This is a genomic window from Bacteroides sp. AN502(2024), from assembly GCF_041227145.1.
In the GTDB taxonomy this organism is placed as follows: domain Bacteria; phylum Bacteroidota; class Bacteroidia; order Bacteroidales; family Bacteroidaceae; genus Bacteroides.
Window position 1 is genome coordinate 556,244 of record NZ_JBGFSP010000003.1, and the last position, 13,365, is coordinate 569,608.

A 13,365-nucleotide genomic window follows, 5' to 3' on the forward strand; every position below is an offset into this window, starting at 1 on the left:
AAACCTTCTTCAAGCTGCGCTCTTTTGAAGATTTGTTTGATAAATGTGTTCCCCCCATCTGAAAAGAGCGGGTACAAGTTTATAAAACAGTTTAATCATCCAGTCTATACCTTCTTTTCTCATTTTTGCACACATCTTTTTTATATTGAAGGCAATGGCCAAGAATGCGAAGTCCATAAAGACCTTCTCCTTTCCAAAATGGCGGAAACGTTTGTAGTTCATATTATATTTTATTTGCCCGAACACAGCTTCCGGTTCTATACATCTTTGCCCTCTGTGTTTCAGTCCTTCTTCGGAACATAGTAATTCTTTGGCTTTCTGCCTGTATTTCCTGAGTCTGTGATTCAGTTCTATTGTCCTGTTTCCCTTTGCCTTAAAACATAGACATCTCAACGGACACCCTTCACATCTGACGGCTCTGTACCTGGCATTTTCGCTTACATATCCGGATGCAGTTTTCACATGCCCGGTTCCTGTCCTCCGCATCTTTTGTCCCATGGGGCAGATGCAATAGTCATGTTCTTCATTGTAATAGAAGTTTTCGGCCTTGAACGGATTCGGTTTGAATCCGGGTCGCTGTTCCATGTGGAAGTAGTTGTATTTGACGTAGGCTTCCATATCGTTTTCAGACATGAAACGGTAATTTTCCTCAGAACCATATCCGGAGTCGGCAACCACCATATGGGCCAATCTGTCGTATCTGCCTGAAAAGGATTGCAGGAAAGGTATCATGGTCAGTGTATCCGTAGGATTGGAGAAAAGAGCGAAGTCGGTAATGAATTGGTTCTCGGTACCGATCTGAAGGTTGTAGCCGGGTTTTGTCTGCCCGTTACGCATGGCGTCCTCCTTCATCCTCATAAAAGTGGCATCCTTGTCTGTCTTGGAATAGGAGTTGCGAGCTTGCAGATTTTCCAGATGACCGTCGTATTCCTGCAGTTTATCTCTGTGTTCTTCCAGCTCCTTGAGCTGTTTGCGTTTCTTTTTCAGTGCAGTCTTTTCCTCTTTCGTGCAAGGATCGGGAGCCTGTGCAAGTGCATTACGTAATTCTCCCGCCATTTCGGTCAGCATAGTCGGAGTAAACTCTATCCCCTCATTGGTCTCTGATGATTTCTCCTGAGCGATGAACTCGTCTATCTGACCTAATAGTACATGTATTTTCTTCATCAGGCGTTCACGGTTCCGTTCGACCGTTTTTCTCCAGACGAAAGTGTACTTGTTTGCCTTGGATTCGATTTTTGTACCGTCAATGTATTCCACATTCAGGCTGATGAAACCTTTGGAAGAAAGCAGAAGTACGGTTTGGGTAAACACCTCGTTGATTTCCTTCTTCACCCGGTTGCGGAATCGGTTGATGGTAATGAAATCCGGTTTCTCGTATCCGGCCAGCCATATATAATGGATATCACGATGGAGTAGCTTTTCTATTTTCCGGCAGGAGTAGATGTTGTTCATGTAGGCATACAGAATAACCTTGAGCATCATTCGGGGATGGTAAGCACTACGGCCGCATTCCTTGTATAACTTTCTGAAACCTTCAAGATTCAGGCTTTCAACCAGAACGTCAACCATGCGAACCGGATCGTTTTCTGCAATATCCTCATCGATTCTCCCAGGAAAAAGCACTGTTTGGTTGGGAATGTAAGGACGAAAATGTATCTTTGTCATAGTGTAAATTTTATGCTTAAAGATACAAAATCTTTAGGTAATAACAAAGCCCCTGCTTGTGAAAGTCGGGGCTTTGGGCAAAAAAAGAAGGTGCGCATTTTGACACACCTTCTCTTTTTTCTTTTTTTATCATAGGACATGAGAAAAAACTTCTCGCCAACCTTATATAAAAAAAACAAAAGAAGAGGGTGTGTCAAAATTCCCTTTTTGAAGAAATGACCCCTGCTATAGCTATCTGTAGCAGGGGTAAATCTTTATATTCAGGCATTATGACACACCCTCTTTTATTCATTTAAGGCTTTTCAAATATTCAGCCTCTTTACTACTCATATCAGTTGCTTCAGCATTACGCAAGGAAAGAAATCAACACACCCGCAGCTACGGCAGAACCGATTACTCCGGAGATGTTGCTTGCCATACAATATTGCAATACGTGATTCTTCGGATCGTATTTCAAAGCTATCTCATTGGCAACACGGCTCGCCATCGGAACGGCACTCAAACCGGTTGCACCGATAAGCGGATTGATTTTCTTCTTCGAGAAAAGATTTACGAGTTTTACAAAGAAGATGCCACCGGTAATGGAAAGAGCGAATGCAAGGAACCCACCGATCACGATACCGATTGTTGTCCAGTTAAGAAATGCTTCAGCCGTCATCGTTGCCCCAACAGACAATCCGAGGAAAATGGTTGCAGCATTCATGATACTGTTGGAAGCTGCATCGAACAAGCGGAATGTGTTGGTACCGATTTCTTTCACCAAGTTACCAAACATCAGCATACCAATCAAAGGCACTGCACTTGGCACGAAGAGAGCAACAACGGTAGTTACCACAATCGGGAAGATAATCTTCAACACACGCAGGTTCTTGATTTCAGTCTTTGAAGGATACATTTTTTCCTGTTCTTTCATGTTAATGCTCAACTCCTTCTTAGTGCAGAACAGTTTCACTACCAACGGAATAATCACAGGGACAAGCGCCATGTACGAATAAGCTGCAATGGCAATCGGGCCCAGCAGATGTGGTGCCAGCTTGATGGTTGTAAAGATGGCTGTCGGACCATCCGCACCACCGATAATACCCAAAGAAGCAGCTTCTTTCGGAGTGAATCCCATCAGAATAGCTACCAGCAATACGGTAAAGATACCCAACTGTGCGGCTGCACCGAAAATAGAAAGACGCAGGTTGCGTAACATCGGTCCGAAATCTGTCAACGCACCGACCCCCATAAAAATAACCGGAGGCAGGAAACCTGTTTTAATCAGCATATAGTAAATAAAGTTCATCAGACCCAATTCATGGGCAATGTCATGCAAAGGCATTTCCCAGATGTTCTTCAACACTCCGTTTACCATCACCATACCATTCTCATCGGCCTGAATCACGCCCATATCTCCTCCGGGAAAGTTGGCTAACAACACACCGAAAGCAATAGGAACAAGCAACAACGGCTCGTACTGTTTCTTAATACCCAGATAGAGCAAAACGAACGCAATAGCATACATTATCAGAAACTGCGGATCGGCAATGATATTGCTGAACGCAGTCATGTCATACAAATTCTCAAATATTTCGTTCATTATCCTATCTTCATTAATACATCATCTTCTGAAACAGCATCTCCCGGGTTGGCACAGATAGCAGTCACCGTACCACCAAACTCTGCACGAATAGCATTGTAGGTCTTCATCGCTTCCACATAGCAGATTACATCCCCTTCTTTCACGGTGTCACCCACTTTCAAAGCGGTTTCCTGCGCATTCTTCACCAAGAAGAACTTGCCTTCCAACGGAGAAAGCACTTCTTTGCCCTCTCCTGCCGGAGCAGCACCCGCAGGAGCAACGGGAAGTTCGGTATCGCCGTAAGCCACCGTCACACGATAAGCCTGTCCGTCTACCTGCACGGTCAGTGTTTTCGGTTTGGCATCCTCTGTCGGTGATTTATCTTTTTCGACACGGCGTTTAGCCACATCTTCCAAGAAGTCTTTTTTGGCTTTACCACTCTTATAAGCCTCATATTGGGCTGGATGCATGGCATATTCAAAGAGTTCTTCATCATCCTGTCCCACTTCCCATTTATTCTCTTTCATCATCTTGCGATATTTATCGAGAGCATCGGGATAGTTATCCTGTGGATTGCCTTCGAAGAACTTACGGCCTTCACGCTCTGCCTTTTCTATGATTTCAGGAGCAAGTTTGCCCGGTAAACGTCCGGCTTTACCCAAAATCATATCCCAAATATCATCGGCAATCATTCCCCAGCGCTCTTTTCCCTTTTCCATTGCCATCACGTTCATCATTGCAAGATTCTTGACATATTGGCTAAACGGAGTCACCAATGGAGGATAACCCACACGAGGCCATACATAAGCTACTTCATCAAACAGTTTGATGAGAAGCTGATCTTGTGTCATAAACGGCAAATTGCGTTTTGCCTTATACTTATTGATAGATTCCAGATTGGATTCGAGATCGGCCATCAAACTACCCATCATGCCGCCGGGAAGTCCGGGAGCAATCAGCAAGGAGTTCATCAGGCGATTTTTCGGACTGATATACAAGCCAAGAAAGTCGTCCATAAATTCCTGAATCATGCCGCGCACCTTCATGTAGGCTTCCATATTGATTTCAGGCACTTGATATCCGGCATCTTTCAACATCGCCTGCACGCTAAGCAAGTCTGCATGACCTGTTCCCCATGAAAGCGGTTCCATACCCACATCGATATAGTCGCAACCGGCTTCACATACTTCGAGGATGCTTGCCATATTGAATCCGGGACCTGCATGGCTATGATACTGAACGGGGATTTCGGGATGTGTAGCCTTGATATTTGCCACGATTTTGCCTAATGATACGGGGCGACCGATGCCTGCCATGTCTTTGATACAGATTTCGTCTGCTCCCAGTTTGATAAGTTCCAATGCCATATTAGTGTAGTACTCTACGGTATGGATAGGCGAATGAGTGATACAAAGAGAACATTGTGAAATCATGCCTGCTTCCTTTGCATATTTGATGGAGGGAGCAATATTACGTACATCGTTCAATCCGCAGAACGTACGGGTGATATCTGTTCCTTGTGCTTTCTTTACTTTATAGAATAATTTGCGGACGTCTGCCGGAACAGGGCTCATACGGAGTCCGTTCAGTGCGCGGTCGAGCATATGAGTTTGAATACCGGCTTCATGGAACGGTTTTGTCCATTCGCGCACAGCTTTATTCGGGTTTTCACCAAACAATAAATTTACCTGTTCAAAACCTCCGCCATTTGTTTCTACACGGGCAAAACAGCCCATTTCAATAATGGCAGGAGCTACCTTTACGAGTTGATCTACACGAGGTACGTATTTTCCGGCAGATTGCCACATATCTCGGAAAACCAGACTAAACTTAACTTCTCTTTTCATGTCTTTTTGTGATATTCTTTATAAATTATAACTTTTCTACTTTAGTGATTTTTCCTTTACCATGTGTCACCACGTTCACAGCAGCTGTAATGGCGGCCAAGATGTTTCCCGGAATAGGGGCAGAACCCTGTGATGCTTCCCGCTTCACAGGAGCTATTTCTTCAGGGGCGTACTTATTGACCAATGCAATCAATAACTTACCTAAATAAATCACAATCAGCAGAATAACAAACACGGTAGCCATTCCGACCACCATCAGCAGGATCGCTGTTTCGATATTTTCCATATAATAAACTATTAATATTTTAAATTGTTCGTCTAAAAAAACGTCCGAAAATACCAAATTCTTACTATAAAATAAATTAAGAAAGGATTATAAAGTATAAAAACGTCATTTCTCTGATTGGCAACCAGATGATCTGCGATTGGACGACTCATGGCAGTTCCCTAATTATCGTCTCTTCAAAAAATATAAGAGAAAGCCCCTCAACTTTCTCTCACACTCTGACAACACAATCATTAAATAAAATCAACGGAATATACCCTAAAATTCACTTGTAAAGTGGAATTTGATGTGTTTAAAATCCATCTGAGCCATCTGAAGCACATAACCGGAGTCTGCCAGAAACACATCGCGCCCTTCTCTATCCTTTGCCATATACTGGTATTTACGTTTCTTGAAGGCTTCCAGTTCTGCGGGATCATCGCTTTCTATCCAGCAGGCCTTGTAAAGACTTACCGGTTCCCAGCGACAGGACGCATTGTACTCATTCAACAAACGATACTGAATCACCTCAAACTGTAACTGCCCCACCGTACCGATAATCTTACGACCATTGAACTGATTGACAAACAACTGTGCAACACCTTCATCCATCAACTGGTCAACCCCTTTTGCCAACTGTTTCTGTTTCATAGGATCCGCATTTTCGATATATTTGAACATCTCCGGTGAGAAACTTGGCAACCCGCGAAAATGAAGCATTTCACCTTCTGTCAGCGTATCGCCAATCTTAAAGGTTCCATTATCAGGCAAACCGATAATATCTCCTGCATAGGCTTCGTCAATCGTTGTTTTACGCTGTGCCATAAATTGGGTGGGCGATGAAAAACGCATAGTCTTTCCATGACGGACATGCATATAAGGAGCATTGCGCACAAACTTACCGGAACAAATCTTACAAAATGCCACACAAGAGCGATGGTTGGGATCGATATTGGCGGTTATCTTAAAGATGAAGCCGGTAAATTTCGGTTCGTCGGGGTTCACTTCGCGCTCTTCCGCCTGTACAGGGCGAGGGCTGGGAGCTATCTCTACGAAACAGTTCAGCAACTCTTGTACACCGAAATTGTTCAACGCTGAACCAAAGAATACAGGTGCACAGTCTCCTGCCAAGTAGGATTCCGAATCAAATTCGGGATAAACGCCTTCGATCAGTTCCAGATCGCCACGCAGCTTATCTGCCAATGGCTTGCCGATTTGCCGGTCCAGTTCTTCTGTATGAATATCAACCGCAACTTTTTCCGTTACCATTTGTTTGGAAGGCTGATACAGGTCCAGTTTCTGTTCATAGATATTGTATACTCCTTTGAAACGCGCTCCCTGCTCGATGGGCCAGGACAAGGGACGAACCTGAATCATCAGTTCTTCTTCAAGTTCATCAAGCAAGTCGAACGGGTCTTTTCCTTCACGGTCCATTTTGTTAACAAAGATAATTACCGGAGTTTTTCTCATACGGCATACCTCCATCAGTTTACGCGTCTGCGTTTCCACACCTTTCGCACCGTCCACAACAATGATTACGCTGTCCACAGCAGTCAGTGTGCGGTATGTATCTTCGGCAAAGTCCTGGTGTCCCGGAGTATCGAGGATATTGATTTTATAACCCCGATAATCGAACTCCATCACGGAAGTCGTTACCGAAATTCCACGCTGTTTCTCGATTTCCATCCAGTCGGACGTAGCCGTCTTTTTTATTTTATTACTTTTTACAGCACCTGCAACCTGTATCTGACCACCGAAAAGTAATAGCTTTTCCGTCAATGATGTCTTACCGGCATCCGGATGCGCAATAATGGCGAACGTCCGCCTTCTCAAAATTTCTGTATTATCTGCCATATATATCATAAGGTGTCAATGCATCGTTTAAGACTCTCCTCCCAATGAGGAATCTCGATGCCGAACATTGTTTTTATCTTTGTCTTATCAAGTACGGAATAGGCGGGACGGTTGGCCTTGGCCGGATATTCCGCCGTATGCAAAGGTCTTACCTTGCACGAAGTGATTCCTGCCAGACGATGGATAGCTATCGTAAAGTCATACCACGAACAGACTCCCTCGTTAGTGAAATGATAGATGCCACGAACTATACCTTTATTGATAATAGTATAGATGGCCCGCGCCAGATCATTAGCATACGTCGGGGTTCCAATCTGGTCGAAAACAACTCCCAAGCTATCACGCTCCTTTCCGAGACGGATCATCGTCTTCACGAAATTATTGCCAAAAGTAGAATAGAGCCATGCAGTACGGATAACGACCGCTTTCTCGCAGTTATTCATCACAGCATACTCACCTTCCAGCTTGGTGGCACCGTATACGGAGTCCGGACAAGGGGCACAGTCTTCGGTGTATGGAATGTGTGCAGCACCATCGAACACATAGTCAGTAGACACTTGTATCATGGCAGCCCCATTGGCTTGCGCAGCACTTGCTAACTGCTTCGGTGCTTCACAATTCAATTTGTATGCTAATTCCTGATTATCTTCCGCCTTGTCTACTGCTGTATAAGCGGCACAATTCACGACAAGTTCAATCCGTTTCTCTGCTATATAAGTCCAAACAGCTTGCGCATCACAGATATCGAGCTCCTGCACATCTGTGAAGTAATACGTATGTTGCGGATTCTCTTTTGCAAGCACCTGCATCTCATTGCCAAGCTGACCGTTGGCACCTGTTACCAAAATTCTCATTTATTCATCCAGTTTTAATTCACCTTTACGGTCTTTATCATAATAGTTTGCCAACATTGAAAGGAAACTGGTAATAGCCTCCACCGCCTTAGCAGTCCCTTCGCTGATAGATTTCTTTTGAAGACGAAGCAGGAGCACTCCGTACAACGCTTCAAAGCAAGTTTCTAATTCTGGTTCGTCTTTCTTGCCGTTTTTATTTCGCAATTCTACGATAAATGGCAATGCTTTGAAATAGGCGGCACTGTAAAACGGGAATTTAGGGGAAGAAGCCAATACATTGTGTAAATCAGTCAGATTGATAATCACATTCTTATTGATCTGCAGATGACCTTTTTCCCGTACTCCTTCCTCGCTCATCATCGTTATCAGATTAGTATACCATTCTCTCATAGCAGGCTGCCGATCTTGCGGATATCGGGCTATCACATTTGCCTCCATCTCTTCCAGTTCACAATGATTGGCACGGATCAAATCTTCCTCTTGCCACATATATATAAGGTATTCGGCAATATTCTTTTCCTTCAAATGTTGTGCTATCTGATTCATTATGTTATCTCTTAATAAAGTGACTCTCCCAACAAAGTATAAATCAATCCGGCAACAGATACCAGCATTACGATACTTCCTACAACGCGATTCAGTATCCAGATACCACGCAAGTTGAATTTTGTACGCACTTTGTTCACAAAGTAGGTAATGCCAAACCACCAGGTCAATGCTCCTATAGCAATTGCAAGATACCCTGTGATCTCTTCAAATACCAGAACTCCCGGCTGCACAAAGGCAAAGCGGGCAAAAAGTCCGATAAACAGAAAGATTATCAAGGGATTGGATAGAGTAACGAAAAAGGCGGTAATAAAATTATGGAAATAAGAGCCTTTGCTGGACGAAGCCGGACGAATGGATTGCACCGGATTACTACGAAAGGTATATATACCAAAAAGGAGTAGCATGACACTCCCCAATAACTGCAGATAGAAAATATTCTTATTGATATAATCGAACACAAAACTCATCCCGTAACCGGTAAGCAAAGCGTATGCTATATCGCTTAACGAGGCTCCCAGCCCCGTTACAAATCCGTACCAACGCCCTTTATTCAGAGTCCTCTGGATACATAATACGCCCACCGGACCGAGAGGTGCGGACACAACAACGCCAATAATAAAGCCTTTCACTAATATATCGAATATGGTCTCTATCTGAATCATGTCGCAAATATCGCACTTTTTTGTGATATGGGGATAGTATATTAACGTTTTTTCCACACAAGAATCACTATATATAGCGCCAATAAGTAAAATGTACATCGAAAATAAACATATTAAATAAGGTATAGGAATTTATTCTCATTTTTTTTCCTACCACCAACGAAATTGATTATCTTTGCGCCACAGAAAAAGAGAAGAGTTTCTCCTACAGGAACTTCAATCGTAAAATCGTAAATCGTAAAATTGTAAATATACAACATGATTCTTTTTTTCAGAACCCCTTCCAGGAGCGTGATTGCCGTAGAGAGCAACCATCAGCTCATCCCTGACGAAAGTAATAAACTCTGCTGGCTTTTTGGCGAAGCCGTGATGGAAAGTGAAGAAAACCTGAAAGGCTGTTTCGTTGGCCCGCGCCGCGAAATGATCACTCCTTGGAGTACAAACGCAGTAGAAATCACCCAGAACATGGGGCTCGAAGGCATCAGCCGCATCGAGGAATACTTCCCTGTTAAGGACGAAAACGCAGACTACGACCCAATGCTCCAACGCATGTATAAAGGACTCGACCCAAATGTATTCACGACAAACCGTCAGCCGGAACCGCTCATCTACATCGAAGATCTCGAAGTGTACAACGAACAAGAAGGCCTGGCTCTTTCTAAGGAAGAAATGGACTATCTGAAGAAGGTAGAAAAGGATCTCGGACGAAAACTGACTGACTCCGAAGTATTCGGTTTCGCCCAAATCAACTCCGAACACTGCCGCCACAAAATCTTCGGCGGAACGTTTATCATCGACGGTGTAGAACAGGAGTCTTCCCTGTTCCAGATGATTAAAAAGACGACGCAGGAAAATCCGAATAAAATCATCTCTGCTTATAAAGACAATGTAGCTTTTGCCGAAGGTCCGGTTGTTGAACAGTTTGCTCCGGCAGATCATTCAAAACCTGATTTTTTCCAGATAAAGGACATCAAGAGTGTAATCTCGCTGAAAGCGGAAACACATAACTTCCCGACTACCGTAGAACCATTCAACGGTGCTTCAACCGGTACCGGTGGTGAAATCCGCGACCGTATGGGGGGTGGTAAAGGTTCATGGCCGATTGCAGGTACTGCTGTCTACATGACTTCTTACCCGCGCACCGATGAAGGACGCGAATGGGAAGAAATTCTTCCGGTACGCAAATGGTTGTACCAGACTCCGGAACAGATTCTTATCAAAGCATCAAACGGTGCTTCCGACTTCGGTAACAAGTTCGGGCAGCCGCTGATCTGCGGTTCGGTACTGACTTTCGAACATGCGGAAAACAAGGAAGTTTATGGTTACGACAAAGTAATCATGCTTGCCGGCGGTGTAGGTTACGGCACACAACGTGACTGTCTGAAAGGCACACCGGAAGCAGGAAACAAAGTGGTAGTAATCGGTGGTGACAACTATCGTATTGGACTGGGTGGCGGTTCCGTATCTTCTGTTGATACCGGTCGTTACAGCAGCGGTATTGAGTTGAATGCCGTACAACGCGCTAACGCTGAAATGCAGAAACGTGCCAACAACGTGGTACGCGCTCTTTGTGAAGAAGAGGTGAATCCGGTGGTTTCCATCCATGACCACGGTTCTGCCGGACACGTAAACTGTCTGTCCGAACTCGTGGAAGAATGTGGTGGCTTGATCGACATGAGCAAATTGCCTATCGGTGACAAAACTTTGTCTGCCAAAGAAATCATCGCTAACGAGAGCCAGGAACGTATGGGTCTGTTGATTAAGGAAGAAGCCATCGAACATGTACGCAAGATTGCCGAACGCGAACGCGCTCCGATGTACGTAGTCGGTGAAACCACCGGCGATCATCGTTTCGCTTTCCAACAGGCTGACGGTGTACGTCCGTTTGATCTTGCCGTAGAACAGATGTTCGGCTCTTCTCCCAAGACATATATGGTAGACAAAACAGTGGAACGTCATTACGAAATGCCGAAATACGAATTGTCTAAGCTACACGAATATCTGACGAATGTATTACAGCTTGAAGCTGTTGCCTGCAAAGACTGGTTGACGAATAAGGTAGACCGTTCCGTAACAGGTAAAGTGGCTCGTCAGCAATGCCAGGGAGAACTTCAGTTGCCGTTGAGTGACTGTGGTGTCGTAGCACTTGACTACCGTGGCGAAAAAGGCATCGCTACTTCTATCGGACATGCTCCACAAGCAGCATTGGCTGATCCGGCCGCCGGTTCTATTCTTTCTGTATCCGAAGCACTGACTAATCTTGTCTGGGCTCCGATGGCGGAAGGCATGGACAGCATTTCTCTGTCTGCCAACTGGATGTGGCCTTGCCGTTCTCAAGAAGGTGAAAATGCGCGTCTATACACAGCAGTGAAAGCATTGAGCGATTTTTGTTGTGCACTGCAAATCAATGTTCCTACCGGAAAAGACTCTCTGTCTATGACACAGAAATATCCGAACGGTGAAAAAGTGATTTCTCCGGGAACTGTGATTGTTTCAGCCGGCGGTGAAGTTTCCGATGTGAAGAAAGTGGTATCCCCGGTATTGGTTAACAATGAAAAGACTACGCTTTATCATATTGACTTCAGTTTCGACGAACTGAAGTTAGGAGGTTCGGCTTTCGCACAATCTTTGGGTAAAGTGGGTGATGAAGTACCTTGCGTACAGGATGCCGAATATTTCCGTGACGCTTTCCTTGCTGTACAGGAACTTGTGAACAAAGGGTTGATTCTTGCAGGACATGATATTTCTGCCGGTGGTTTGATTACGACATTACTCGAAATGTGCTTCTCTAATGTAGAAGGCGGTATGGAAATCAGCCTCGACAAAATGAAGGAAGAAGATATCGTTAAGATTCTGTTTGCAGAAAATCCGGGTATCGTTATCCAGATCAGCGATAAACATAAAGATGAAGTGAAGAAGATTCTGGAAGAAGCGGGTGTAGGCTATATAAAGTTAGGTAAACCGACTGACGAACGCCACATTTTGGTATCTAAAGGCGGTGCTACTTATCAGTTTGGTATCGATTACATGCGTGATGTTTGGTACTCTTCTTCTTACCTGCTCGATCGCAAACAATCAATGAACGGTTGTGCTAAAGCACGTTTCGAAAATTATAAGATGCAACCTGTTGAATTCGCTTTCATGCCGGAATTCAAAGGTAAGCTTTCTCAATATGGTATCACTCCGGACCGTCGTACACCAAGCGGTATCTGTGCGGCTATCATCCGTGAGAAGGGTACAAACGGTGAGCGCGAAATGGCTTACTCGCTCTATTTGGCCGGTTTCGATGTAAAAGATGTTACGATGACCGACCTCATCAGCGGACGCGAAACATTGGAAGACGTAAACATGATCGTTTACTGTGGTGGTTTCTCTAACTCCGATGTACTGGGCTCTGCCAAAGGATGGGCAGGCGCCTTCTTGTTCAACCCGAAAGCTAAAGAGGCATTGGATAAATACTATGCACGCGAAGATACATTGTCATTAGGTGTCTGCAACGGTTGCCAGCTGATGATGGAACTCAACCTTATCAACCCGGAATTGAAGAAGAAAGGCAAGATGCTGCATAACAATTCGCACAAATTCGAATCACGCTTCCTCGGCCTTACTATCCCGACCAACCGCAGTGTGATGTTCGGCTCTTTGAGTGGAAACAAACTGGGCATCTGGGTAGCTCACGGAGAAGGAAAATTCTCTTTGCCGTATGATGAAGACAAATACAATGTAGTGGCGAAGTATAGCTATGACGAATATCCGGGCAACCCGAACGGTTCCGATTATTCTATCGCAGCACTGGCTAGCGCAGACGGACGTCACCTGGCTATCATGCCTCATCTGGAACGTTCGATCTTCCCATGGCAAAACGGTTATTATCCGGCTGACCGCAAGAATAGCGATCAGGTTACTCCATGGATAGAAGCGTTTGTTAATGCCCGCAAGTGGGTGGAAGCAAAAATGAAATAAATCATTTCTACATTTATAGAGGCTGGTACTTTCAATAGTACCTGCCTTTTGTTTTATTGAGTTTCTACTCTACCCAAAGGCGTCTGACAAATACCAAAACACTGAAAACAAACAGTATATACAAATAGCTATAAAATAGTCT

Annotated in this window: 9 protein-coding genes; 1 reads left to right on the top strand and 8 read right to left on the bottom strand. The window is 44.4% G+C overall.

The window, feature by feature from the left end:
- Nucleotides 1–9 precede the first annotated feature (9 nt).
- The 8 genes from AB9N12_RS02280 to AB9N12_RS02315 form a co-directional block, all read right to left on the bottom strand.
- Nucleotides 10–1,665: an IS1182 family transposase gene (locus tag AB9N12_RS02280; protein ID WP_369889341.1), complete on the bottom strand. Its 1,656-nt coding sequence runs from the start codon at nucleotides 1,663–1,665 to the stop codon at nucleotides 10–12.
- 346 nt (nucleotides 1,666–2,011) lie between these two features.
- A complete protein-coding gene (locus AB9N12_RS02285; RefSeq protein WP_369889343.1) occupies nucleotides 2,012–3,247 on the bottom strand; it encodes a sodium ion-translocating decarboxylase subunit beta in 1,236 nt (411 codons plus the stop codon).
- Nucleotides 3,247–5,076 (bottom strand): biotin/lipoyl-containing protein, encoded by a 1,830-nt coding sequence (locus AB9N12_RS02290; RefSeq protein WP_369889344.1) that lies wholly within the window; start codon nucleotides 5,074–5,076, stop codon nucleotides 3,247–3,249. Before AB9N12_RS02290 ends, AB9N12_RS02285 begins: the two co-directional genes overlap by 1 nt.
- A gap of 25 nt (nucleotides 5,077–5,101) precedes the next feature.
- Nucleotides 5,102–5,362 carry an OadG family protein gene (locus tag AB9N12_RS02295; protein WP_369889346.1) on the bottom strand — a complete coding sequence of 87 codons (261 nt, stop codon included), beginning with the start codon at nucleotides 5,360–5,362 and terminating at the stop codon, nucleotides 5,102–5,104.
- Between the two features lie 258 nt (nucleotides 5,363–5,620).
- On the bottom strand, nucleotides 5,621–7,195 hold the full coding sequence (locus tag AB9N12_RS02300; protein WP_369889347.1) for a peptide chain release factor 3: 1,575 nt from the start codon (nucleotides 7,193–7,195) through the stop codon (nucleotides 5,621–5,623).
- Between the two features lie 5 nt (nucleotides 7,196–7,200).
- Nucleotides 7,201–8,049, bottom strand: a complete 849-nt coding sequence (gene rfbD / locus AB9N12_RS02305; RefSeq protein ID WP_369889348.1) for a dTDP-4-dehydrorhamnose reductase — start codon at nucleotides 8,047–8,049, stop codon at nucleotides 7,201–7,203.
- Nucleotides 8,050–8,595, bottom strand: a complete 546-nt coding sequence (locus AB9N12_RS02310; protein ID WP_369889349.1) for a DUF4924 family protein — start codon at nucleotides 8,593–8,595, stop codon at nucleotides 8,050–8,052.
- An 11-nt stretch (nucleotides 8,596–8,606) separates the two neighbouring features.
- Nucleotides 8,607–9,260, bottom strand: coding sequence for a LysE family translocator (locus AB9N12_RS02315; protein ID WP_369889350.1), 654 nt, complete (start codon nucleotides 9,258–9,260; stop codon nucleotides 8,607–8,609).
- Between the two features lie 258 nt (nucleotides 9,261–9,518).
- Between AB9N12_RS02315 and purL the strand changes: the two genes are divergently transcribed.
- Entirely contained in the window at nucleotides 9,519–13,223 is a 3,705-nt protein-coding gene (purL, locus tag AB9N12_RS02320; protein ID WP_369889352.1) for a phosphoribosylformylglycinamidine synthase, read from the top strand.
- Nucleotides 13,224–13,365 lie beyond the last annotated feature (142 nt).

What these genes read in the sequence shown, in the direction of transcription:
- AB9N12_RS02280 (WP_369889341.1), bottom strand. Translation starts at nt 1,665, where the DNA reads ATGACAAAGATACATTTTCGTCCTTACATTCCCAACCAAACAGTGCTT.
- AB9N12_RS02285 (WP_369889343.1), bottom strand. Translation starts at nt 3,247, where the DNA reads ATGAACGAAATATTTGAGAATTTGTATGACATGACTGCGTTCAGCAAT.
- AB9N12_RS02290 (WP_369889344.1), bottom strand. Translation starts at nt 5,076, where the DNA reads ATGAAAAGAGAAGTTAAGTTTAGTCTGGTTTTCCGAGATATGTGGCAA.
- AB9N12_RS02295 (WP_369889346.1), bottom strand. Translation starts at nt 5,362, where the DNA reads ATGGAAAATATCGAAACAGCGATCCTGCTGATGGTGGTCGGAATGGCT.
- AB9N12_RS02300 (WP_369889347.1), bottom strand. Translation starts at nt 7,195, where the DNA reads ATGGCAGATAATACAGAAATTTTGAGAAGGCGGACGTTCGCCATTATT.
- rfbD (WP_369889348.1), bottom strand. Translation starts at nt 8,049, where the DNA reads ATGAGAATTTTGGTAACAGGTGCCAACGGTCAGCTTGGCAATGAGATG.
- AB9N12_RS02310 (WP_369889349.1), bottom strand. Translation starts at nt 8,595, where the DNA reads ATGAATCAGATAGCACAACATTTGAAGGAAAAGAATATTGCCGAATAC.
- AB9N12_RS02315 (WP_369889350.1), bottom strand. Translation starts at nt 9,260, where the DNA reads ATGATTCAGATAGAGACCATATTCGATATATTAGTGAAAGGCTTTATT.
- purL (WP_369889352.1), top strand. Translation starts at nt 9,519, where the DNA reads ATGATTCTTTTTTTCAGAACCCCTTCCAGGAGCGTGATTGCCGTAGAG.